This is a genomic window from Anthropogastromicrobium aceti, from assembly GCF_020687335.1.
GTDB classification, from domain to species: domain Bacteria; phylum Bacillota; class Clostridia; order Lachnospirales; family Lachnospiraceae; genus Anthropogastromicrobium; species Anthropogastromicrobium aceti.
The window spans coordinates 34,034-56,350 of record NZ_JAJEQN010000023.1; the positions used below are offsets into that span (position 1 = coordinate 34,034).

Annotated in this window: 35 protein-coding genes; all 35 read left to right on the forward strand. The window is 43.2% G+C overall.

The features are described from left to right. Window positions 1–107 precede the first annotated feature (107 nt). A complete protein-coding gene (gene rplC / locus LKD48_RS09695; protein ID WP_066562109.1) occupies window positions 108–737 on the forward strand; it encodes a 50S ribosomal protein L3 in 630 nt (209 codons plus the stop codon). A 35-nt stretch (window positions 738–772) separates the two neighbouring features. Further along, window positions 773–1,393, forward strand: a complete 621-nt coding sequence (gene rplD, locus LKD48_RS09700; protein WP_066562111.1) for a 50S ribosomal protein L4 — start codon at window positions 773–775, stop codon at window positions 1,391–1,393. Then, window positions 1,393–1,692: a 50S ribosomal protein L23 gene (gene rplW / locus LKD48_RS09705; protein WP_066562113.1), complete on the forward strand. Its 300-nt coding sequence runs from the start codon at window positions 1,393–1,395 to the stop codon at window positions 1,690–1,692. The genes rplD and rplW overlap by 1 nt, the downstream gene beginning before the upstream one ends. 59 nt (window positions 1,693–1,751) lie before the next feature. Next, a complete protein-coding gene (gene rplB / locus LKD48_RS09710) occupies window positions 1,752–2,597 on the forward strand; it encodes a 50S ribosomal protein L2 (protein WP_066562115.1) in 846 nt (281 codons plus the stop codon). Between the two features lie 40 nt (window positions 2,598–2,637). Next, complete coding sequence (rpsS, locus tag LKD48_RS09715; protein WP_066562117.1) at window positions 2,638–2,916, forward strand: 30S ribosomal protein S19; 279 nt, start codon at window positions 2,638–2,640, stop codon at window positions 2,914–2,916. 32 nt (window positions 2,917–2,948) lie between these two features. After that, window positions 2,949–3,335, forward strand: a complete 387-nt coding sequence (rplV, locus tag LKD48_RS09720) for a 50S ribosomal protein L22 (protein WP_118613765.1) — start codon at window positions 2,949–2,951, stop codon at window positions 3,333–3,335. Between the two features lie 12 nt (window positions 3,336–3,347). Continuing rightward, complete coding sequence (gene rpsC, locus LKD48_RS09725) at window positions 3,348–4,007, forward strand: 30S ribosomal protein S3 (RefSeq protein ID WP_066562119.1); 660 nt, start codon at window positions 3,348–3,350, stop codon at window positions 4,005–4,007. A 2-nt stretch (window positions 4,008–4,009) separates the two neighbouring features. Then, window positions 4,010–4,447, forward strand: a complete 438-nt coding sequence (gene rplP, locus LKD48_RS09730; protein ID WP_066562121.1) for a 50S ribosomal protein L16 — start codon at window positions 4,010–4,012, stop codon at window positions 4,445–4,447. Further along, window positions 4,437–4,637 carry a 50S ribosomal protein L29 gene (gene rpmC, locus LKD48_RS09735; RefSeq protein ID WP_066562122.1) on the forward strand — a complete coding sequence of 67 codons (201 nt, stop codon included), beginning with the start codon at window positions 4,437–4,439 and terminating at the stop codon, window positions 4,635–4,637. The genes rplP and rpmC overlap by 11 nt, the downstream gene beginning before the upstream one ends. 21 nt (window positions 4,638–4,658) lie before the next feature. Next, window positions 4,659–4,916: a 30S ribosomal protein S17 gene (gene rpsQ, locus LKD48_RS09740; protein ID WP_066562123.1), complete on the forward strand. Its 258-nt coding sequence runs from the start codon at window positions 4,659–4,661 to the stop codon at window positions 4,914–4,916. Between the two features lie 65 nt (window positions 4,917–4,981). Next, the gene (gene rplN, locus LKD48_RS09745) at window positions 4,982–5,350 is read left to right on the forward strand and encodes a 50S ribosomal protein L14 (protein ID WP_066562125.1); all 369 of its coding nucleotides are present in this window, start codon (window positions 4,982–4,984) and stop codon (window positions 5,348–5,350) included. A 14-nt stretch (window positions 5,351–5,364) separates the two neighbouring features. Beyond that, window positions 5,365–5,673, forward strand: a complete 309-nt coding sequence (gene rplX, locus LKD48_RS09750; protein ID WP_066562127.1) for a 50S ribosomal protein L24 — start codon at window positions 5,365–5,367, stop codon at window positions 5,671–5,673. Between the two features lie 22 nt (window positions 5,674–5,695). Then, the gene (gene rplE / locus LKD48_RS09755; protein WP_262538245.1) at window positions 5,696–6,238 is read left to right on the forward strand and encodes a 50S ribosomal protein L5; all 543 of its coding nucleotides are present in this window, start codon (window positions 5,696–5,698) and stop codon (window positions 6,236–6,238) included. 16 nt (window positions 6,239–6,254) lie between these two features. Continuing rightward, window positions 6,255–6,440 (forward strand): type Z 30S ribosomal protein S14, encoded by a 186-nt coding sequence (locus tag LKD48_RS09760; protein ID WP_066562129.1) that lies wholly within the window; start codon window positions 6,255–6,257, stop codon window positions 6,438–6,440. A gap of 89 nt (window positions 6,441–6,529) precedes the next feature. Continuing rightward, window positions 6,530–6,931, forward strand: coding sequence for a 30S ribosomal protein S8 (gene rpsH / locus LKD48_RS09765; RefSeq protein ID WP_066562130.1), 402 nt, complete (start codon window positions 6,530–6,532; stop codon window positions 6,929–6,931). Window positions 6,932–7,028: 97 nt separating this feature from the next. Next, window positions 7,029–7,571: a 50S ribosomal protein L6 gene (gene rplF, locus LKD48_RS09770; protein ID WP_118613767.1), complete on the forward strand. Its 543-nt coding sequence runs from the start codon at window positions 7,029–7,031 to the stop codon at window positions 7,569–7,571. 19 nt (window positions 7,572–7,590) lie between these two features. Next, window positions 7,591–7,959, forward strand: a complete 369-nt coding sequence (gene rplR, locus LKD48_RS09775; protein ID WP_066562132.1) for a 50S ribosomal protein L18 — start codon at window positions 7,591–7,593, stop codon at window positions 7,957–7,959. Window positions 7,960–7,978: 19 nt separating this feature from the next. Then, window positions 7,979–8,488 carry a 30S ribosomal protein S5 gene (rpsE, locus tag LKD48_RS09780; protein ID WP_066562133.1) on the forward strand — a complete coding sequence of 170 codons (510 nt, stop codon included), beginning with the start codon at window positions 7,979–7,981 and terminating at the stop codon, window positions 8,486–8,488. Between the two features lie 13 nt (window positions 8,489–8,501). Then, window positions 8,502–8,684: a 50S ribosomal protein L30 gene (rpmD, locus tag LKD48_RS09785; protein ID WP_066562135.1), complete on the forward strand. Its 183-nt coding sequence runs from the start codon at window positions 8,502–8,504 to the stop codon at window positions 8,682–8,684. A gap of 19 nt (window positions 8,685–8,703) precedes the next feature. After that, complete coding sequence (gene rplO, locus LKD48_RS09790) at window positions 8,704–9,144, forward strand: 50S ribosomal protein L15 (protein WP_066562137.1); 441 nt, start codon at window positions 8,704–8,706, stop codon at window positions 9,142–9,144. Then, the gene (gene secY / locus LKD48_RS09795) at window positions 9,144–10,460 is read left to right on the forward strand and encodes a preprotein translocase subunit SecY (protein WP_308731906.1); all 1,317 of its coding nucleotides are present in this window, start codon (window positions 9,144–9,146) and stop codon (window positions 10,458–10,460) included. The genes rplO and secY overlap by 1 nt, the downstream gene beginning before the upstream one ends. Before the next feature lie 225 nt (window positions 10,461–10,685). Beyond that, window positions 10,686–11,330, forward strand: coding sequence for an adenylate kinase (locus LKD48_RS09800; RefSeq protein WP_066562142.1), 645 nt, complete (start codon window positions 10,686–10,688; stop codon window positions 11,328–11,330). A 96-nt stretch (window positions 11,331–11,426) separates the two neighbouring features. Then, window positions 11,427–12,203 carry a type I methionyl aminopeptidase gene (gene map / locus LKD48_RS09805; RefSeq protein ID WP_066562144.1) on the forward strand — a complete coding sequence of 259 codons (777 nt, stop codon included), beginning with the start codon at window positions 11,427–11,429 and terminating at the stop codon, window positions 12,201–12,203. Between the two features lie 30 nt (window positions 12,204–12,233). Next, on the forward strand, window positions 12,234–12,452 hold the full coding sequence (gene infA, locus LKD48_RS09810) for a translation initiation factor IF-1 (protein WP_066562146.1): 219 nt from the start codon (window positions 12,234–12,236) through the stop codon (window positions 12,450–12,452). Between the two features lie 179 nt (window positions 12,453–12,631). Then, on the forward strand, window positions 12,632–12,745 hold the full coding sequence (gene rpmJ / locus LKD48_RS09815; RefSeq protein WP_066562148.1) for a 50S ribosomal protein L36: 114 nt from the start codon (window positions 12,632–12,634) through the stop codon (window positions 12,743–12,745). Window positions 12,746–12,828: 83 nt separating this feature from the next. After that, window positions 12,829–13,197, forward strand: a complete 369-nt coding sequence (rpsM, locus tag LKD48_RS09820; protein WP_066562150.1) for a 30S ribosomal protein S13 — start codon at window positions 12,829–12,831, stop codon at window positions 13,195–13,197. A 71-nt stretch (window positions 13,198–13,268) separates the two neighbouring features. After that, the gene (rpsK, locus tag LKD48_RS09825; protein WP_066562152.1) at window positions 13,269–13,667 is read left to right on the forward strand and encodes a 30S ribosomal protein S11; all 399 of its coding nucleotides are present in this window, start codon (window positions 13,269–13,271) and stop codon (window positions 13,665–13,667) included. 16 nt (window positions 13,668–13,683) lie between these two features. Beyond that, window positions 13,684–14,277, forward strand: a complete 594-nt coding sequence (rpsD, locus tag LKD48_RS09830; RefSeq protein ID WP_118613775.1) for a 30S ribosomal protein S4 — start codon at window positions 13,684–13,686, stop codon at window positions 14,275–14,277. Window positions 14,278–14,390: 113 nt separating this feature from the next. Further along, complete coding sequence (locus LKD48_RS09835) at window positions 14,391–15,350, forward strand: DNA-directed RNA polymerase subunit alpha (protein WP_066562156.1); 960 nt, start codon at window positions 14,391–14,393, stop codon at window positions 15,348–15,350. A gap of 21 nt (window positions 15,351–15,371) precedes the next feature. Further along, window positions 15,372–15,908, forward strand: a complete 537-nt coding sequence (locus LKD48_RS09840) for a bL17 family ribosomal protein (protein ID WP_066562162.1) — start codon at window positions 15,372–15,374, stop codon at window positions 15,906–15,908. A 199-nt stretch (window positions 15,909–16,107) separates the two neighbouring features. Then, window positions 16,108–17,994: an energy-coupling factor transporter ATPase gene (locus tag LKD48_RS09845; RefSeq protein ID WP_308731907.1), complete on the forward strand. Its 1,887-nt coding sequence runs from the start codon at window positions 16,108–16,110 to the stop codon at window positions 17,992–17,994. Continuing rightward, a complete protein-coding gene (locus tag LKD48_RS09850) occupies window positions 17,991–18,797 on the forward strand; it encodes an energy-coupling factor transporter transmembrane component T family protein (protein WP_308731908.1) in 807 nt (268 codons plus the stop codon). The genes LKD48_RS09845 and LKD48_RS09850 overlap by 4 nt, the downstream gene beginning before the upstream one ends. Before the next feature lie 51 nt (window positions 18,798–18,848). After that, window positions 18,849–20,372, forward strand: a complete 1,524-nt coding sequence (truA, locus tag LKD48_RS16635; RefSeq protein ID WP_308731909.1) for a tRNA pseudouridine(38-40) synthase TruA — start codon at window positions 18,849–18,851, stop codon at window positions 20,370–20,372. Beyond that, window positions 20,350–20,889: a DUF4358 domain-containing protein gene (locus tag LKD48_RS09860; RefSeq protein ID WP_308731910.1), complete on the forward strand. Its 540-nt coding sequence runs from the start codon at window positions 20,350–20,352 to the stop codon at window positions 20,887–20,889. Before truA ends, LKD48_RS09860 begins: the two co-directional genes overlap by 23 nt. 27 nt (window positions 20,890–20,916) lie before the next feature. Beyond that, entirely contained in the window at window positions 20,917–22,311 is a 1,395-nt protein-coding gene (locus LKD48_RS09865; protein ID WP_308731911.1) for an MBOAT family O-acyltransferase, read from the forward strand. Window positions 22,312–22,317 lie beyond the last annotated feature (6 nt).

Genomic DNA, 22,317 nt, shown 5'->3' on the forward strand with positions numbered 1-22,317 from the left:
GAATTACGTTGATATAGAAGCAACAAGCAATTGTTCCACTTATGTCCACGGTTCTAGGATGATTGGGAAAAATCCCAATCCGCTGTAGATTCACAGGAGGTAATAGGATGAAGAAGGCTATTTTAGCAACAAAGGTCGGAATGACACAGATCTTCGACGAAAAGGGCACACTGGTTCCGGTTACCGTACTGCAGGCTGGACCATGTGTAGTAACACAGGTTAAGACCGTAGCAAACGACGGTTACAGCGCAGTTCAGGTAGGTTTCGTTGACAAGCGCGAGAAGCTGGTTAACAAGCCGGTTAAGGGACATTTTGACAAGGCTGGCGTTTCTTACAAGAGATTCGTAAGAGAGTTCAGACTTGATGATGCTGAGAATTACTCAGTTAAGGATGAGATTAAGGCAGACGTTTTCGCAGCAGGCGAGAAGGTTGATGCTACTGCAATCTCCAAAGGTAAGGGCTTCCAGGGCGCTATTAAGAGACACGGACAGTCCAGAGGACCTATGGCTCATGGTTCTAAGTACCATCGTCATGCTGGTTCCAACGGCCCTGCAACAACACCAGGACGCGTATTCAAGGGTAAGCACATGCCAGGTCATATGGGACATGTACAGGTAACAATCCAGAACCTTGAGATCGTAAGAGTTGATGCTGAGCAGAACCTGATTCTGGTTAAGGGTGCAGTACCTGGACCGAAGAAGTCTTTAGTAACATTGAAGTATTCAGTAAAGGCTTGATTGCTTTTACAGAAGTTGGAAGGAGGACCACACTAATGGCTACAGTAGCTGTTTATAATATGCAGGGTGCCGAGGTCGGTAAGATGGATCTTAATGATGCAATCTTTGGCGTAGAAGTCAATGAGCATCTGGTAAAGATGGTTGTTACCGCACATCTGGCAGCAGAGCGTCAGGGAACTCAGAAAGCAAAGACACGTTCTGAGGTATCCGGAGGCGGAAGAAAACCATGGAAGCAGAAGGGAACCGGTCACGCAAGACAGGGTTCAACAAGAGCTCCGCAGTGGACAGGCGGTGGTGTTGTATTCGCTCCAGTACCGAGAGATTACACCATTAAGCTGAACAAGAAAGAGAAGAGAGCTGCTCTGAAGTCTGCTCTGACCAGCAGAGTACAGGAGAACAAGTTCATCGTTGTTGATGAGCTGGCTCTGAATGAGATTAAGACAAAGAAGTTCGTAGAAGTTATGAACAACCTTAAGGTTTCTAAGGCTTTAGTTGTTCTGGCTGAGGACGATCAGAACGTAATCAAGTCCGCAAGCAATGTAGCATCTGTAAAGACTGCAAATGCAGGCATGATCAACGTATACGATATTTTAAAGTACAGCACTGTTGTTGCTACTAAGGCAGCAGTAGAGAAGATTGAGGAGGTCTATGCGTAATGGCTGATATTAGATATTATGACGTTATTTTAAAGCCGGTTGTTACAGAAAAGAGCATGGACATCATGGCTGACAAGAAGTACACCTTCCTGGTTCATCCGGAAGCTAACAAGGCAATGATCAAGGAAGCTGTAGAGAAGATGTTCCCTGGAACCGAGGTTAAGACCGTTAACACAATGAACAATGACGGAAAGACCAAGAGAAGAGGAAGAACAGAAGGAAAGACCGTAAAGACAAAGAAGGCAATCGTAACCTTGACTGAGAACAGCAAGGAGATTGAGGTATTTGCAGGTCTGTAATTCCCACAAGGAATATACGCACAAAAGCGTGACAATAAATGCTGTAAAGGAGAACAATCATGGGAATCAAAAAGTATACCCCATATACACCGTCCAGAAGAAATATGACGGGTCTGGATTTCACTGAGATCACAAAGAATGCTCCAGAGAAGTCCCTGACAGTATCTTTAAAGAAGAACTCCGGCCGCAATAATCAGGGTAAAATTACCGTAAGACATCATGGCGGCGGTTCAAGAAGAAAATATAGAATCATTGATTTCAAGCGCAACAAGGATAACATTCCTGCAACCGTTCTTTCTATCGAGTACGATCCGAACAGAACAGCTAATATCGCTCTTATCTGCTACGCAGATGGTCAGAAGGCTTACATCTTAGCTCCTCAGGGACTTAAGGTTGGTCAGAAGATCATGAACGGTGAGCATGCAGAGGCTAGACTTGGTAACTGTTTACCATTATCCTTAATTCCGATTGGTACTGAGGTACACAACGTTGAGCTGTATCCGGGTGCTGGTGCACAGATGGTACGTTCCGCTGGTGTTGCTGCTCAGCTGATGGCTAAGGAAGGCAAGTATGCTACATTAAGACTTCCATCAGGTGAGATGAGAATGGTTCCGATCAACTGCCGTGCTACTATCGGTGTTGTTGGTAACGGAGAGCACTCTCTGGTTAACATTGGTAAGGCTGGACGTAAGCGTCACATGGGTATTCGCCCGACAGTCCGCGGTTCTGTTATGAACCCGAATGACCATCCACACGGTGGTGGTGAGGGACGTGCTCCGGTAGGACGTCCAGGTCCGTGTACACCTTGGGGTAAGCCTGCACTGGGTCTGAAGACCAGATCTAAGAAGAAGGCATCCAATAAGCTGATCGTAAGAAGAAGAGACGGAAAAGCTTTATCTAAGTAATTTTGTCTCACATTGAATCGAATTAAGGAGGTTAAAACCTATGGCTCGCTCATTAAAGAAAGGACCATTTGCTGACGAGAGTTTACTGAAGAAGGTAGACGCTATGAACGCAGCGGGACAGAAGCAGGTTATTAAGACCTGGTCTCGTCGTTCTACAATCTTCCCGCAGATGGTTGGACATACAATTGCAGTTCATGACGGAAGAAAGCATGTTCCGGTATATGTTACCGAGGATATGGTAGGTCATAAGCTGGGCGAATTCGTTGCTACCAGAACCTTTAAAGGTCACGGTAAGGACGACAAGAAGAGCAAACGTTAATCGGATATACTTGAAAGGAGGTAACACAAGTCATGGCAAAAGGACATAGATCCCAAATTAAGAGAGCAAGAAATGAGCAGAAGGACACCAGACCATCTGCAACCCTTTCTTATGCAAGAGTTTCTGTTCAGAAGGCTTGTTTTGTATTAGATGCCATTAGAGGCAAGGACGTTGCAACTGCACTTGGTATTGTAACTTACAATCCGAGATATGCATCTTCTTTAATCAAGAAGTTGCTTGAGTCTGCAGTAGCAAACGCAGAGAACAATAATGGAATGAAGGCAGGTAACCTTTACGTAGAGGAGTGCTACGCTAACCAGGCACCTACCATGAAGAGAATCAAACCGAGAGCACAGGGTAGAGCTTATCGTATCTTAAAGAGAACAAGCCACATTACTGTAGTTCTGAACGAGAAATAATAGGAGGGCACTATGGGACAGAAAGTTAATCCTCATGGCATGAGAGTCGGCATCATCAAGGACTGGAATTCCAAGTGGTATGCTGAAGCTGATTTTTCTGATAATCTTGTAGAGGACTACAATATCAGAAAGTTCTTAAAGAAGAAGTTATACAGTGCTGGTGTATCTAAGATCGATATCGAGCGTGCATCAGACCGTGTTAAGATTATTATCTTCACTGCTAAGCCGGGTATTGTAATCGGCAAGGGCGGAGCTGAGATCGAGAAGTTAAAGGGCGAGCTTGCTCCGTACGTAAATGGCAAGAAGGTTTTTGTAGATATTAAAGAGGTTAAGAGACCGGATAAGGAAGCTGTTTTAGTAGCTGAGAACATTGCTGCACAGCTTGAGAACCGTGTATCTTTCCGTAGAGCTATGAAGTCCGTTATGAGCAGAGCTATGAAGTCTGGTGCTCTTGGTATCAAGACAACCTGTTCTGGACGTCTGGGCGGTGCTGATATGGCCCGTACCGAAACTTACAGCGATGGAACTATCCCGCTGCAGACTCTGCGTGCTGACATTGATTATGGTTTCGCAGAGGCAAACACTACCTACGGTAAGGTTGGTGTTAAGGTTTGGATCTACAAGGGTGAGGTCCTTCCTACCAAGTCTAACAAGGAAGGGAGCGATAAATAATTATGTTAATGCCAAAGAGAGTTAAGCGTCGTAAGCAGTTCCGCGGTTCTATGGCTGGTAAAGCTAACAGAGGAACTACGATCACCTATGGTGAGTACGGTATTGTTGCTACCGAGCCTTGTTGGATTAAGTCCAACCAGATCGAGGCAGCTCGTATTGCCATGACACGTTACATCAAGCGTGGTGGCCAGGTATTCATTAAGATTTTCCCAGATAAGCCAGTATCCGCAAAACCGGCTGAGACTCGTATGGGTTCCGGAAAGGGTGCTCTTGAGTATTGGGTAGCAGTAGTAAAGCCAGGCCGCGTTCTCTTCGAGATCGGCGGTGTGGATGAAGCAACAGCAAAGGAAGCTCTTCGTCTTGCAACACACAAGTTGCCACTGAAGTGTAAGATCGTTTCCAAGGCAGACTTAGAAGGCGGTGATAACAGTGAAAATTAATAAGTATGTAGAAGAACTTAATGCGAAATCGTCCGCAGAGTTAAATGAAGAATTAGTAGCTGCTAAGAAGGAACTTTTTAATTTAAGATTCCAGAATGCAACCAACCAGTTAGATAATACCAGCAGAATCAAAGAGGTTCGCAAGAATATTGCAAGAATTCAGACTGTTTTGGCTGCCAAGGCAAACTAAATGGCAACGAAAGGAATGGTTATGGAAGAGAGAAATCTGAGAAAGACCCGTACAGGTAAGGTTGTCAGCAACAAGATGGACAAGACCATTGTCGTTGCTGTTGAGAATAATGTAAAGCACCCGGTTATCGGTAAGATCGTTAAGAGAACCTACAAGCTGAAGGCTCACGACGAGAACAACACCTGCAACATCGGTGACACCGTAAAGGTTATGGAGACTAGACCGCTGTCTAAGGACAAGAGATGGAGACTGGTTGAAGTAATCGAGCGTGCGAAGTAATTTTTCGATTTTCAAGTGAGTTAATGAATAGATCCTGAATCGTTTCAGGACGGAAGGAGTAAGGCATGATTCAGCAGGAAACCAGATTAAAGGTTGCTGATAACAGCGGAGCAAAGGAGCTCCTTTGCATCCGTGTTATGGGTGGATCTACAAGAAGATATGCAGATATCGGTGATGTTATCGTTGCTTCCGTTAAAGATGCAACACCAGGCGGTGTTGTAAAGAAGGGCGACGTTGTAAAGGCCGTAGTTGTTCGTACTGTAAAGGGTGTTCATCGTGCAGACGGTTCTTATATCAAGTTCGATGAGAACGCAGCAGTTATTATCAAGGAGGATAAGACTCCAAGAGGAACCCGTATTTTTGGACCAGTTGCAAGAGAGTTAAGAGAGAAGCAGTTCATGAAGATCGTTTCTCTGGCTCCGGAAGTATTATAAGGAGGATCACGACTGTGGCTAGCAAGATTAAGAAGGGCGATACCGTTAAGGTTATCGCCGGCAAGGATAAAGAAAAGGAAGGCAAGGTTCTTTCTGTAGACGCTAAGAACAACAAGGTTGTTGTTGAGGGCGTTAATATGGTAACAAAGCACAGCAAGCCAAGCGCAGCTAATCAGCAGGGCGGAATCATCGAGAAGGAAGCTCCGATCGATCTTTCTAACGTAATGTACAGCGCTAAGGGACAGGCTGTAAGAGTTGGCTTCTCTGTTCAGGACGGCAAGAAGGTTCGTGTAAACAAGAAGACCGGCGAGGTTATCGACTAATACAGAGAGGAGGTAAGAAACAGTGAGTGCAAGATTAAAGGAAATGTATCAGAACGAGATGGTTGATGCCATGATTAAGAAGTTCGGCTACAAGAACATCATGGAAGTTCCGAAGCTTGACAAGATCGTAGTAAATATGGGTGTTGGCGAAGCTAAGGAAAATGCGAAGCTGCTTGATTCTGCTGTAAAGGATATGGAGATCATTACCGGACAGAAGGCTATCGTAACAAAGGCTAAGAAGTCCGTTGCTAACTTCAAGATCAGAGAGGGTATGCCGATCGGCTGCAAGACCACTCTTCGCGGAGACAAGATGTATGAGTTCGCTGATCGTCTGATCAACCTGGCTTTACCTCGTGTACGTGACTTCAGAGGTGTAAGCGCTAATTCATTTGATGGCAGAGGTAACTATGCTCTGGGTATCAAAGAGCAGTTAATCTTCCCTGAGATCGAGTATGACAAGATTGATAAGACCAGAGGTATGGATATCATTTTTGTTACTACCGCTAAGACAGACGAAGAGGCACGTTATTTACTGACATTATTTAATATGCCGTTTGAAAAATAATTAGGAGGAGATTTCCATGGCAAAGACTTCTATGAAGATTAAGCAGTCCAAGAAAGCAAAGTTTTCTACACAGGAATATACCCGTTGTAGAATTTGCGGACGTCCGCACGCTTATTTAAGAAAATACGGCATCTGCAGAATTTGCTTCCGTGAATTAGCATATAAGGGTGAGATCCCGGGAGTTAAGAAGGCAAGCTGGTAAGCAATATGCACAGGGCATTTTGCCTTTGTGCGGCTACCCGGCCAGACTTACAAACCAGTGAAGAGTAGTATATAAGGAGGAAAACTTCAATGGCAATGAGCGATCCAGTTGCAGATATGCTTACAAGAATCCGTAATGCAAATACTGCAAAGCATGATACAGTAGATATTCCGGCATCCAAGATGAAGGTTGCAATCGCAGATATCCTTGTTAACGAGGGATATATTGAGAAGTATGAGTTAGTTGAGGATGGTAATTTCAAGAACATCCATGTAGTTTTAAAGTATGGTAAGGACAAGAACGAGAAGGTTATCACTGGTTTAAAGAAAATTTCCAAGCCAGGCCTTCGTGTTTACGCAAATTGTGAGGATCTTCCTCATGTTCTGGGCGGACTTGGTATCGCAATCGTTTCTACCAATAAGGGTGTAATGACCGATAAGGAAGCAAGAAAGCTCAATGTAGGCGGAGAGGTATTAGCGTTCGTTTGGTAATAAGCGAGCGAGATTATCGCATCAGGCAAGTGGCAGCGATTAGGTTGCCATACTGCCATGCATTTAAATAGAATCCACATATATAGGAGGTATGGGCATGTCACGAATTGGAAGGATGCCGATCGCTATCCCAGCAGGTGTAACTGTTACGGTAGCAGAAAATAACACGGTGACTGTAAAAGGACCAAAGGGAACTCTTGAGAGAACCTTTGCTCCGGAATTAGGAATTAAGGTTGAGGGCAACGAAGTTGTTGTTACTAGACCAAATGACACAAAGAAGAGCAAGTCTTTACATGGTCTGACAAGAACTCTGATCAATAACATGGTTATTGGTGTAAGCGCAGGCTTCGAGAAGGTTCTTGAGATCAATGGTGTTGGTTATAGAGGAGCTAAGCAGGGCAAGAAGCTCGTGCTGAACCTTGGATATTCTCACCCGGTTGAAATCGCTGATCCAGAAGGTATTGAAACTGTTATGGAAGGACAGAACAAGATCATTATCAAGGGTATTGATAAGGAGAAGGTTGGTCAGTTCGCAGCAGAGATCAGAACTAAGAGAGAGCCAGAGCCGTATAAGGGCAAGGGTATCAAGTACGCTGATGAGACAATCAGACGTAAGGTTGGTAAGACCGGTAAGAAATAAATAAGGAGAGTGAGAAAGAATGGTTAGTAAGGTATCTAGATCAAAGGTTCGCGAAGAAAAGCATAGAAGAATGCGCAGACATATTATCGGTACTCCTGAAAGACCTCGTATGGCAGTGTTCAGAAGCAACAACCATATGTATGTTCAGATTATTGATGATGTAGCAAAGACAACCTTAGTGTCAGCTTCTACTCTTCAGAAAGACGTTAAGGAAAAATTAGAAAAGACCAACGATGTAGCAGCAGCTGCATATTTAGGAACTGTTATTGCAAAGAAGGCTCAGGAAGCTGGAATCAAGTCTGTTGTATTTGACAGAGGTGGCTTCATTTATCAGGGTAAGATTCAGGCACTGGCAGATGCAGCAAGAGAAGCTGGTCTGGAATTCTAATCAAGGAGGAAGAAGACACATGAAACGTACAAATATTGACGCAACTCAGCTTGAATTAGCTGATACCGTAGTTGCTATCAAGCGTGTATCCAAGACCGTTAAGGGTGGACGTACCATGCGTTTCTCCGCTCTGGTTGTAGTTGGAGACAAGAATGGTCATGTAGGTGTTGGTATGGGCAAGGCTGCTGAGATCCCGGAGGCAATCCGTAAGGGTAAGCAGGCAGCTGAGAAGAACATGATTACCGTTCCGCTTGATGAGAATAAGAGTATCCCACACGATTTTATTGGAAAGTTCGGAAGCGCATCTGTACTTCTGAAGAAGTCCCCGGAAGGTACCGGTATCATCGCAGGCGGTCCAGCTCGTTCCGTACTTGAGTTCGCAGGCGTAGAGAATATCCGTACTAAGTCCTTAGGCTCCAGCAACAAGGCTAACGTTGTTCTTGCAACATTGGCTGGTCTGGCTGCTCTGAAGACCCCGGAGGAAGTTGCAAAGCGTCGCGGTAAGACTGTAGAAGAGATTATCGGCTAAGGAGGGAAATACAATGGCTGAAAAGTTAAAGATCACATTAGTGAAGTCCCCGATTGGTGCAATCCCAAAGCAGAGAGCAACCGTAGAGGCTCTTGGACTTCGCAAGCTTAACAAGACTGTTGAGCTGCCGGATAACGATGCTGTAAGAGGCATGGTATGGCATGTAAAGCATTTAGTAAAGGTTGAAGAGATTTAATTTCAGAGGAGGTTACGTGATGGACTTATCTAATTTAAAGGCAGCTGAAGGCTCCGTACACAGCGGTAATTTCAGAAGAGGCCGTGGACATGGTTCGGGCAACGGTAAGACTGCTGGTAAGGGCCATAAGGGTCAGAAGGCACGTTCTGGAGCACCAAGAATCGGTTTCGAGGGTGGCCAGATGCCGTTATACAGAAGACTTCCTAAGAGAGGCTTCACAAATAGAAATACAAAGCTCGTTGCATACGTTAACGTAGAGAAACTTAACAAGTTTGAGGATGGCGCAGTAGTTGACATCCAGACTTTAGTTGAGGCTGGTGCAGTAAAGAACAGATTTGATGCTGTAAAGATTCTTGGAAACGGAGACCTGACCAAGAAGCTGACCGTTAAGGCAAACGCTTTCTCTGAGGGAGCTAAGGCTAAGATCGAGGCTGCTGGTGGAAACGTAGAGGTGATCTAATGTTCAAAACGCTTCAGAATGCGTTAAAGATGAAGGAATTAAGAGGTCGTCTTATATTCACATTTTTAATGCTCCTGGTAATCCGTTTTGGTTCACAGTTACCAGTTCCGGGCGTTGATCCTGATTATTTCGCTGATTTCTTTAATGGAAGCAACGGCGATGCGTTTAACTTGTTCAATGCTATGACGGGTGGTTCTTTTGAGAACTTCTCCATCTTGGCATTGAGCATTTCGCCATATATTACATCTTCCATTATTATTCAGCTGCTGACAATTGCAATTCCAAAGCTGGAAGAGCTGCAGCAGGATGGTCAGGAAGGAAGAAAAAAGATCGCAGAGATTACCAGATATGTTACAGTAGGTCTTGCTCTGATTCAGTCTACTGCTATGTCTATCGGATTTGGCAGAAGCGGAATGTTTGAGCATTATACCTGGTACAATGTGGTAGTATGTGTAATTACTCTGACAGCCGGCAGTGCTTTCCTTATGTGGGTTGGTGAGCGTATCACAGAAAAGGGTGTTGGAAATGGTATTTCAGTTGTCCTGTTATACAACATTATTTCAAGACTTCCAGATGATGCGATCACGATTTATGAAACCTTTATGTCAGGACGCAGCATCGCTGTACAGATTTTAATTGCAGTTTTCGTAATTGCAATTCTTCTTGCAATTCTTGGATTTACGGTACTGCTGAATGCAGCTGAAAGAAGAATTCCGGTTCAGTATGCGCAGAAGGTGCAGGGACGCAGAAGTGTAGGCGGACGTTCAACATATATTCCTGTAAAGGTGAATACTGCAAACGTTATGCCTGTTATTTTTGCATCCTCACTTATGTCCATGCCACAGATTATCGGATCATTTTTCGGCTACCAGATCGATGTAACAACGATCAGCGGAAAGATTATGGCAATGTTAAGCTCAAACTACTGGTTTAGACCGTCACTTCCGTTCTATTCAATTGGCGTTGTGGTTTATGTAGCGTTGCTTATCGTTTTTGCTTATTTCTATACATCAATTTCTTTCAATCCATTAGAGATTGCCGACAATATGAAAAAGTCTGGTGGTTTTATTCCAGGTGTAAGACCAGGAAAGCCAACTAGTGATTTCTTAAACAACATGCTCAATCACCTGATCATCATCGGTGCTGTTGGATTGACCATCATTGCATTGCTTCCGATCATTTTGAGTGGTATATTCAATATTACAAGACTTTCCTTCATGGGAACTTCTTTGATCATTATTGTAAATGTTGTTTTAGAGACGGCAAAATCAATTGAATCCAAGATGGTGGCTAGAGAGTACGAGAGTATATTCTAAAACAGTTCACGTGTTCCAGCAGATTCGGATAAATTCCATGCTTGCATGGGAATTTGACGAATCAATGGAACAAGGTGAATGCCTGTGAACTGTATTTTTACGAGAAAATCTCCTGTTTTGCAGGGGATTTTCTTGCTTTTTAAGCACAAATCTGTTATGATATTTCTGATTATAATTATAATTGCGGTAACGCATGCTGCTTTTGCGGCGGAATGAGAGGGAAATATGAAGATTATCATGTTAGGAGCACCTGGTGCAGGTAAGGGCACACAGGCAGCAAAGATTGCAGCAAAATATCAGATTCCACATATCTCTACTGGAGATATTTTCCGTGCCAATCTGAAGGCTGGAACAGAGTTAGGCAAGAAGGCAAAGGAGTACATGGATCAGGGACTGTTAGTTCCGGATGAGCTTACTTGTGATCTTGTAACAGATCGTGTGTCAAAAGACGATTGCGCAAATGGATACATTTTGGATGGATTTCCAAGAACAATTCCGCAGGCAAAAGCGTTAGAGGCTGCACTTGAGAAGATGGGAACTGATGTTGACTATGCAATAAATGTAGATGTTCCGGATGCAAATATTGTAAAACGTATGTCCGGCCGCAGAGCCTGTGTAACCTGTGGAGCTACCTATCATATCGAACACATTCCGCCTAAGGTAGAAGGCATCTGTGATCGCTGCGGCGGCGAATTAATCCTGCGCAGTGACGACAAGCCAGAAACCGTACAGAAGCGTCTTGACGTATACCATGCACAGACACAGCCTCTGATTGATTTCTATGAGTCAAAGAAAAAGCTGGTTACAGTGGATGGTACAAAGGATATGGAAGACGTGTTCGCTGATATCACGGCAGTTTTGGAAGGCTGAAAAGCAAGACGAAAATAGGATTCGTCATTGAAGATCTGTGGCAGGGACACTGCCACAGGTCTGTGCGTATAGGGTTACGCAAGGAATGAGGAGAAAATGGCTGTTTCAATTAAATCAGAAAAAGAAATTGAGTTGATGAGAGTGTCCTGCAAGAACCTCTCTGTTATGTTTGATGAGCTGGAAAAGATCATTAAACCGGGTATTTCCACGTGGGAGATCAACAAGGTTGGTGAGGAGATCATCCGTGATTTTGGATGCATCCCGAACTTCAAAAACTACGAGGGATATCCGGCTTCAATCTGTACTTCTGTAAATGAAGTTGTAGTTCATGGAATACCAAGCAAGAAGCGTATTTTAAAAGAAGGTGATATTATCAGTCTGGATGCGGGAATGATTTATAAAGGATATCATTCTGATGCTGCCAGAACATTTGCTGTTGGCGAGATTTCAAAAGAAGCCAGACAGTTAGTTGATGTTACCAGACAGAGTTTCTTTGAAGGAATACGTTATGCAAAAGCAGGAAATCATCTTCATGATATTTCAGCAGCGATTCAGAAATATGCGGAGAGCTTTGGTTATGGAGTTGTGCGTGAGCTTGTTGGCCATGGCATTGGCACACATTTGCATGAAGATCCGCAAATTCCAAACTTTAAGACAATTGGAAGAGGAATCCGCCTGCGCCCTGGCATGACACTGGCTATAGAGCCGATGATCACGATGGGTGATTATGCAGTCAGCGTATTAGATGATGACTGGACGGTAGTAACAGATGATAACTCGTTGGCAGCGCATTATGAAAACACAGTTCTGATTACGGAGGGAGATCCAGAAATTCTGACACTTCCGAATTGGGACAAAAAAGAATGGCAGTAGGCATGTAAGTAAGAAAGGATTGAAAAAGTAATGTCAAAGGCAGAAAAGTTTGAAATGGAAGGCAAAGTATTGGAGAAGCTCCCGAACGCAATGTTTCAGGTAGAACTGGATAATGGTCATCAGGTGCTGGCTCATATCAGCGGAAAGCTTCGTATGAACTATATCCGTATCCTTCCGGGTGATAAGGTAACAGTAGAGCTGTCTCCATATGACCTGGCAAAGGGCAGAATCGTTTGGAGAGATAAGTAAAGAAAAATTTTGAAAAAAATTTAAAAATATGCTTGACGAAATCTAAATGATTGTGCTATACTAAAAAACGGACTTTTGTGAAGTTTCTTTCTTTTTAATAGAACTTTAATTAGGTTTTTAAATAAGAATAGAAGCAACCCAAACCATTACCAATGTGGTTCCAGAAAGGAGAAAATACTGTGAAAGTAAGATCATCAGTAAAGCCGATCTGCGAAAAGTGCAAGGTTATTAAGAGAAAGGGTATCATCCGCATTATTTGTGAGAACCCGAAGCATAAGCAGAGACAAGGCTAATGACCCGGGCAATTGAGACACACGGAAACGTTGTTTCAAAAAGTTCAATTTTATGAAAGTGAAAATGGAGGTGCAAAACACACATGGCTCGTATTTCAGGCGTTGATTTACCAAGAGAAAAGCGTGTGGAGATTGGTCTGACTTACATCTACGGAATCGGTAGAGTAAGTTCCAACAAGATTCTTGCTGCAGCAGATGTTAACCCGGATACCCGTGTTAAGGATCTGACTGACGAGGAAGTTGCAAGAATTCGTGACGTTATCGATGGAGAGTACACTGTAGAGGGTGACTTAAGAAGAGAAGTTGCCATGGATATCAAGAGACTCCAGGAGATTGGTTGCTATAGAGGCATCCGTCACAGAAAGAGCCTTCCTGTCCGCGGACAGAAGACAAAGACCAACGCTAGAACACGTAAGGGTCCTAAGAAGACAGTTGCTAACAAGAAGAAGTAATTTAAGTAAATAGCAGCTTATAACTACTCGTAAAGAGAGAAAGAGAAATAAGAAGAAAGTAGGTTAGTTTAATGGCTAAGAATGTGTCAGCAAAGAAAGTGACAAAAAAGCGTGTAAAGAAAAACGTTGAACGTGGACAGGCCCATATTCAGTCATCTTTCAACAATACAATTGTTACGTTGACTGATACCCAGGGAAACGCTTTATCCTGGGCAAGTGCAGGCGGTCTTGGATTTAAAGGTTCAAGGAAATCTACTCCTTATGCAGCTCAGATGGCAGCAGAGACTGCTACTAAGGCAGCTTTAATACATGGATTAAAGTCCGTTGATGTTATGGTAAAGGGACCGGGTTCAGGTCGTGAGGCAGCTATCCGTGCACTTCAGGCGTGTGGTCTTGAAGTTACCAGCATCAAGGATGTGACACCAGTTCCGCACAATGGTTGTCGTCCGCCAAAGCGTAGAAGAGTTTAATTAGGAGGTATTAAAGATGGCAGTAAGTAGAGTTCCAGTGCTTAAGAGATGCAGATCTCTTGATATGGACCCAATTTATCTTGGATATGACAAGAAGTCTAATAGACAGTCTAAGAGAGCTAATAAGAAGATGAGCGAGTACGGTCTGCAGATGCGTGAAAAGCAGAAGGCAAAGCTTATCTATGGTGTTTTGGAGAAACCTTTTAGAAATTATTATGCAAAGGCAGAGCGTCAGACTGGTATGACCGGTGAGAACCTGATGATTCTTCTGGAGCGTAGATTAGATAATGTTATTTTCCGTCTTGGTTTCGCTCGTACAAGAGACGAGGCTAGACAGATTGTTGACCACAAGCATGTGCTTGTAAACGGTTCCTGTGTAAACATCCCGTCTTACTTAATCAAGGCTGGTGATGTAATCTCCATCAAGGAAAAGGTTCAGGATTCCCAGCGTTATAAGGACATCGTAGCAGTAACAGGCAGCAGAATGGTACCGGAGTGGTTAGAGGCTAACATCGAGGCTTTAAGTGGAACTGTTAAGCAGATCCCGACTAGAGAGATGATCGATGTTCCGGTAGACGAGATGCTGATTGTCGAGTTGTATTCCAAATAATAATTATTCATTGTTTAGCAGTAACGGTTTTGCAAAGCTTTGCAGCCTACTGCTAAACAAGCTGATTTTATTTGAATGCTTCTCTTAAAGCATCCTATAAGGAGGGGCTAATAGTGTTTGATTTCGAAAAACCCAAGATTGAAATTAAGGAGATGTCTGAAGATAACAGATATGGCAAGTTTGTAGTGGAGCCGCTTGAGAGAGGCTATGGTATTACACTTGGCAATTCCTTAAGAAGAATCATGCTGTCTTCGCTTCCGGGTGCAGCTGTCAGTCAGATTAAGATTGAGGGCGTGCTTCACGAGTTCTCCTCTATCCCGGGAGTGAAAGAAGATGTTACAGAGATCGTCATGAATGTGAAGAGTCTTGAAATCAAGAACAACAGCGAGACAAACGAGCCAAAGATTGCTTATATCGAGCATGAGGGCGAAGGTGTTGTTACCGCTGCTGACATTCAGGTTGATCAGGATATTGAAATTATGAATCCGGACCAGGTAATTGCAACACTTAGCGGCGGAGAAGATTGCCGTCTCTATATGGAGCTTACCATTACCAAGGGACGTGGATATATCAGTGCAGAGAAGAATAAGAACAGTGAACTGCCAATCGGCGTGATTGCAGTAGATTCCATCTACACACCAATCGAAAGAGTCAATGTGACTGTTGAGAATACCCGTGTGGGACAGGTTACTGATTATGATAAACTGACACTCGACGTATATACTAACGGTACGTTAGCACCAGATGAAGCAGTCAGCCTGGCTGCAAAGGTTCTGAATGAGCACCTGAATCTGTTCATTGATCTTTCCGAGAACGCCAAGTCCGCTGAGGTCATGGTTGAGAAGGAAAACAATGAGAAGGAAAAGGTTCTCGAGATGAACATCGATGAACTGGAGCTGTCCGTTCGTTCCTACAATTGTTTGAAGAGAGCCGGAATCAACACAGTTGAAGAACTTTGCAACAAGACTGCTGAGGATATGATGAAAGTCAGAAACCTTGGTAAGAAATCTCTTGACGAGGTTAACGCAAAGCTGAAGGAACTGGGGTTGGATTTTAAGTCCGGTGAAGAGTAAGTTAAACGGAGGTAAATCACAGTGGCAGGTTACAGAAAGCTTGGAAGAACTTCTAACCAGAGAAAGGCCATGATCAGAGGCCAGGTTACAAGTCTTCTTTACAATGGCAAGATTGTTACAACAGAAGCAAGAGCAAAGGAAGTCAAGAAGGTTGCTGAAGGACTTATCGCTCTGGCTGTTAAGGAAAAGGATAACTACGAGACCGTTACTGTTAAGGCTAAGGTTGCCCGCAAGGACGCTGATGGCAAGAACGTAAAGGAAGTAGTAAACGGCAAGAAGGTTACTGTTTATGATGAAGTAGAGAAGGAAATCCAGAAGGATAAGGCTTCCAGACTTCATGCAAGAAGACAGATGATGAAGGTTCTCTACGGAGTAACTGAGGTTCCGTCTACCAACGCTGGTAAGAAGAAGGGAACAAAGTCCGTAGATATGCCGAAGAAGCTCTTCGATGAGATCGCTCCAAAGTACGTTAACCGTAACGGCGGTTACACTCGTATCGTAAAGATCGGTCTTCGTAAGGGTGACAACGCAATGGAAGTACTGTTAGAGTTAGTTTAATCCTTAGATTAAAACATTACATTAACAATTCCATACGAATAGAAGATGAGCCATGCAGGTATCTGCATGGCTTTATTTTGTTTTACAGTTCACACATCGCGTGCGGTTTTGTGAATGGCGCCCTGTGAACTGCATCATAGCTTGCAATTCGAGCGGCGTCATGCTATGATAATCGAGTGTTAGAGAGAGGAGGCCACAGATGGGCATTATCAGTATAAAAAATCTAGTTCACCGTTTCAGCAAGTATGGCGACAATGGTGAAGAGATTGGCGAAAAGACTGCGCTAGAACAGGTATCTCTTGATATTGAGAAAGGAAGCTTTGTTGCAATATTGGGTCATAACGGCTCAGGCAAGTCAACACTGGCAAAACATTTAAATGCCTTGCTGCTGCCTACCGAGGGAACTGTATATATATCGGACAAGTTGTCATCCGATGAGAAAAACTTATGGAAGATTCGTCAGTCTACCGGTATGGTTTTCCAGAATCCAGATAATCAGATTGTAGCTAATGTTGTGGAGGAAGATGTCGGATTTGGCCCAGAAAATATGGGCATACCGACAGAGGAAATCTGGAAGCGTGTCAATGAAAGTTTAAAGGCTGTTGGTATGGAAGCATACCGTATGCAGTCACCAAATAAATTGTCTGGCGGACAGAAGCAGCGTGTTGCAATCGCAGGAATCATGGCGATGAAGCCACAGATTATTGTTATGGATGAACCGACTGCTATGCTTGATCCGAGCGGCCGAAAGGAAGTTCTTGATACCGTTCATGAATTGAATAAAAAGGAAAAAATCACAGTCATTTTGATCACCCATTATATGGAAGAGGTCATTGATGCTGACCGCGTAGTTGTCGTAGATGGCGGTCGAATTGTTGATGATGGAACACCACGAGAGATTTTTTCGCAGGTAGAGCAGTTAAAGCGTTATCATCTTGATGTGCCGCAGGTGACGGAACTTGCATGGGAGTTAAAGAAGGACGGCCTGCCATTTAAAGATGGTGTGCTCAGTGTCAATGAGTTTACAGATGAGTTTAAGCGAGTGTGCGATGTAGATTTTTCTGTTCATGGAGCACAAGTTTCAGGAAAAGAAAATTATTCAGAAAATAATTGTTCAAAAACAATGAATAGTGAGCAGGAAAAGGTTTTGCTGCAGTTATCTCATGTCACACATGTCTATGACCCGGATAGCAAAGAGTCATTCCCGGCATTAAATGATGTGAGTTTGTCTATTCATAAAAATGAGTTTATCGGAATTATTGGTCATACAGGTTCCGGAAAGTCGACGCTGATCCAACATTTAAATGGTCTTATGAAGCCGACAAGCGGAACAATCACCTATGATGGAAAAGATATATGGCAGGATGGATATCCGTTAAAAGAGCTTCGCAGCAAGGTAGGTCTTGTATTTCAGTATCCAGAGTATCAGCTGTTTGAGGAAAGCGTCTTTAAGGATGTATGCTTTGGCCCGAAAAATCAGGGATTGATTGAAGATGAAGTAAAGGCAAGGGCAACCGAGGCACTTAAGATGGTAGGAATTGATGAATCACTTTATGAAGCATCACCATTTGAGCTGTCGGGAGGACAGAAGCGCCGTGTGGCAATTGCTGGTGTGTTGGCAATGAATCCACAGATTTTAATATTAGATGAGCCGACAGCAGGTCTTGATCCAAAGGGAAGAGATGATATCTTAGGTCAGATCGCAAAGCTGCAGAAAGAGCGCGGCATCACAATAGTGCTTGTCTCACACAGCATGGAGGATGTGGCACAATATGCAAGCCGTATTCTTGTTGTAAATGGCGGAAAGATTGTGTTCGATGATAAGCCGCGAAAGGTATTTGAACATGAAAAAGAGCTTCACGAGATGGGTCTTGCGATTCCACAGGTGACACAGCTGATGCATAGGCTAAAGAGTGAAGGCTACCCTGTTTTTGAAAATGCCATTACTGTACAAGAGGCAAGAAAGAATCTTTTAATGTATTTTCAGGGAAAGAAAAAACAAGATTGCAAGAGCAAAGACCAGAATAATCAAGATCAAAAGAGTCAGATTGAATCACGTAGAAAGCCGGAGGAAAAAACTGTATGATTCGAGATATTACAATAGGACAATATTATGCGGCAGATTCCATAATTCATAAGCTTGATCCGCGTGTCAAGCTGGCAGGTACTATGCTCTATATTATTAGTCTGTTTACAGCAGATGGATCGATCTGCTATTTGCTAGCCGTGTTTGCGTTAGCAGCTGTGATTCATCTGTCAACTGTTCCATTCAAATTTATGGCAAGAGGATTAAAGAGTATTGTAATTATTCTTTTGATTACAGTTTCTTTTAATCTGTTTTTGACACCAGGAACAAGTATTATAGATGTGTGGCTGCTTCGCCATATAACATGGGAGGGCTTAGAAAAGGCCGTATACATGGGAATACGTTTGATTCTTTTGATTCTTGGCTCATCAATCATGACACTTACGACAACGCCAAATGCGCTGACAGATGGCCTAGAGAAGAGCCTTGGTTTCTTAAAAAAGGTCAAGATTCCAGTGCATGAAATTGCAATGACCATGTCAATTGCACTTCGTTTTATCCCAATTTTGATTGAAGAGACAGACAAGATCATGAAGGCGCAGACAGCCAGAGGAGCCGATTTTGAGAGCGGCGGTTTTATAAAAAAAGCCAAAGCGATGGTGCCGCTTCTTGTACCGCTTTTTATCTCAGCATTTCGCCGTGCATCCGATCTTGCAATGGCGATGGAAGCAAGATGCTATCATGGAGATGAGAACCGTACAAAAATGAAGCCGTTAAAATATGCAGCGATTGATAAGAAAGCATATGGCTGCCTGCTCTTATACATGGTGGTTATGGTTGCGTTAGCAGTGATGTGGAAGTAAGCAGATAAGAAAATAGATTTTTCCAAATAAGTTTTGAGAGTGAGAAATAGAATGACAAAGCGAGTAAAAATGGTCGTTGCCTATGATGGAACGAATTACTGTGGATGGCAGAAGCAGCCAAATGGCATCTGTATCGAGGAAGTATTAAACCGTGAGCTGTCCAAGCTGCTAAATGAGCCGATAGAGGTGATCGGTGCCAGTAGAACCGACTCTGGTGTTCATGCAAGAGGCAACATTGCGGTGTTTGATACCCATGCGCGTATGCCGGCTGACAAAATCTGTATCGCGCTTAATCAGCGTCTGCCAAAGGATATCGTAATTCAGGAGTCCTGCGAGGTGGCACCAGATTATCATCCGCGAAAGCGCAATACAAGAAAGACTTACGAGTATCGCATTTTAAACAGAAGAGTGCCGCTGCCTGATCAGCGTTTAAATTCCTATTTTTATTATTATGCGCTTGACGTGGACAAGATGAGAGAAGCAGCGCAGTACCTTGTCGGTGAGCATGATTTTAAGAGCTTTTGCTCGATTCGTACACAGGTAGAGGATACAGTTCGTCGTATTTATTCGATTACAATAAAAAAGAATGAAGACGACCGCATTGACATTCGCATCAGCGGAAATGGATTTCTCTACAATATGGTGCGCATTATTGTGGGCAGTTTAGTAAAGGTGGGCTGCGGTTTCTGGAAGCCAGAACAGATCAAAGAGGCGCTTGAAGCACGAGATAGAAGCAAGGCGGGTCCAAAGGCACCGGCAGAGGGACTGACGCTGATTTCCATCGAGGAAGAGACGCTTCCGGCTGTAATCCGTGAGGAGAATGAGCATTGGTCCTACCGTGTCAATCAGGGCGAAATCGAAAGTTTCGGAAAAGCATACATCCAAATTTATGCTTGCGATGAATGCGATTTTGAAAGGCTTCTAGTGCGTCTTGTCAAGCAGGCATCCAGAAACGGAGCAAAGCAGATCCACGTAAGAGACAATACCGGTCATTTAAAGATTGGATATCAGGCTGAGTATTTCTCATTTGATACCAGTTACAACCAGTGGAAGCTTGCCAAGACAACGAAGGTAGATTCAAAAACAAATGGAGTGGCAATTCAAGCGGTATCGTTAGATACTAACGACAGCGAACTTGTTGAGGAATACTGTAATCTTGAAAATGAATGCTTCAAGCAGGTTCCAGGTGGTGTAAAAAGAACATCAAAGCAGCTGCTTTTGGATATTGCAGAGGGAGAACGATGTTTTTCACTTTGTAAAGGTGATGCGCAGGTAGGTTTTTTTTCTGCAAAGAAGATCAAAAACGAAGAGACAGGCGAAGAATTTTTTGAGCTGGAAAGTCTTGGCGTAAGCGAAGCTTTCAGAAATCAAGGAATTGGCAAGGAAGGTCTTTTGATGTTTGAACAGCTTGCAGCAGAGAATGGTTATGAGAAACTTAGCATGATATGTGCAGATAGCAATCCGGCGATTTACTTATATGAGCGTTTGGGCTATCAGAAAGAGAAAATGCTCTCTACTTGGTACACGACAAGAGACAAAAAAAGGGATCTTTATGAACAAGAGAACAAACAGTAAGGAAAACGATACGATAAGCAAGAAAACAGGTAATAAAGCAAGACAACTATCTATTTATTTTTTTCAGGCGATCTCATTGATAGCCTTACTTTTCTGTGTGTGGTTGCTTACAAGGGAAAAAGAATATCGAGAAATCGATGTAAACACAGTGGCGCAAAATTTAGTTGAGCTGATGCCAGATACAGTCGCGTCAGAGAGCGATATGGTTGTAAAAGAGCGGTTTGGCTTGGAAGCCAATGCATTTAATGGACTTGTCTACTATGGACCAGACTCCAATATGGAAGCGGCAGAGCTTTTGTTAGTCAATTTAAAAGATACTAGTCAGAAAGAGTCAGTAGAAGAAGCAATTCAAAAACGAATCGAATACCAAAAGTCATGCTTTGAGGGCTATGGTGTCGATCAGATGGAGCTGATTAACAATGCAATGACAATCACTTATGGCCACTATATGTTGTTTATTGTATCAAAGGACAGCTCACTGGCAAGAGAGGCATTTGCAGATGCGACAGTCAAATAAAATCACAAATAGGAGAAGAAGATAACAATGGTATTTTCAAGTATGACTTTTTTATTTGCATTTCTGCCTGTTGTGGTTTTGGTGTACATGCTTAGTCCCAAGCAGATGAAAAATGCAATTCTTTTAATCGCAAGTTTATTCTTTTATGCATGGGGAGAACCGAGAAATATACTTCTTATGCTTTTAAGTATCGGTATCAATTATGTTTTTGGACGCATTATAGAAGCAGACAGAGCATCACAGTCAAAAATGCGTGTCTGGAACTTGGGTTTTGCAGTTTTATGGAATGTGCTGATACTTGGTATTTTTAAATACGTTTCCGGGATCTCGCAGACACTTCATATAATGTTGCCGTCCCTCATTCCAGTTGTAAAGATTGCACTTCCGATTGGCATTTCATTTTATACATTTCAGGCAATTTCCTATCTGGTCGATGTATATCGAGGAACAACAAGGGCACAAAACAATCTTATTAATTTTGCTCTCTATATTGCAATGTTTCCGCAGCTGATCGCTGGTCCAATCGTGCGGTATGAGGATGTAGAGCAGCAGATTAGAAGCCGCAGGGTAACGATTGCAGGCTTTGGCGTGGGCTGTGAGTTTTTTATTCGAGGCATGGTGAAGAAGGTATTGTTTGCCAATTTGTTAGGCCAGATTTTTGTGCGTATTCAAGCGCTAAGCAATGTGCAGTCGTCTATTGTGACAGCATGGATCGGCGCCATTTTATATACGCTGCAGATTTATTACGATTTTAGCGGTTACTCGGATATGGCAATTGGTCTGGGAAGAATGTTTGGCTTTCGTTTTCCACAGAATTTCAATTATCCATATATCGCCGAAAGCATAACCGATTTCTGGCGCAGATGGCATATGACACTTGGAACCTGGTTTCGCGAGTACGTGTACATTCCGCTTGGCGGGAATCGCGTGACAACTGCAAAGCATATCCGAAACTTGCTGATTGTTTGGGGACTAACTGGTGTATGGCACGGCGCAGGCATTAACTTTTTGCTTTGGGGACTTTACTATGGTGTGTTGCTTATCATCGAAAAGTATTTGATTGGCGGATTTTTAAAAAAGCATAAGGTGATTGGTCATACATTTACACTCATTGCCGTAGTGATTGGCTGGATGTTGTTTGCAAATACAAGCTTTGCTTCACTTGGACAATATTTTTGTATGATGTTTGGCATAGGCAAAGTTTCCTTTTTTAACGCAACGGCAGGATATTTTCTGCGCACAAGTATTGTTTTATTGGTGCTTGGTGTTCTCTTTTCCACGCCGATTATGCACCAGCTCGGCGAGCAGATTTTTGTACGTTACCCAAAGGTAAGCGCAGCAGTTCGAGTGTTTTTATTTTTACTTTGTATTGCAGCGCTTGTCTACCAGACATATAATCCATTTTTATATTTCAGATTCTAAGGAGGT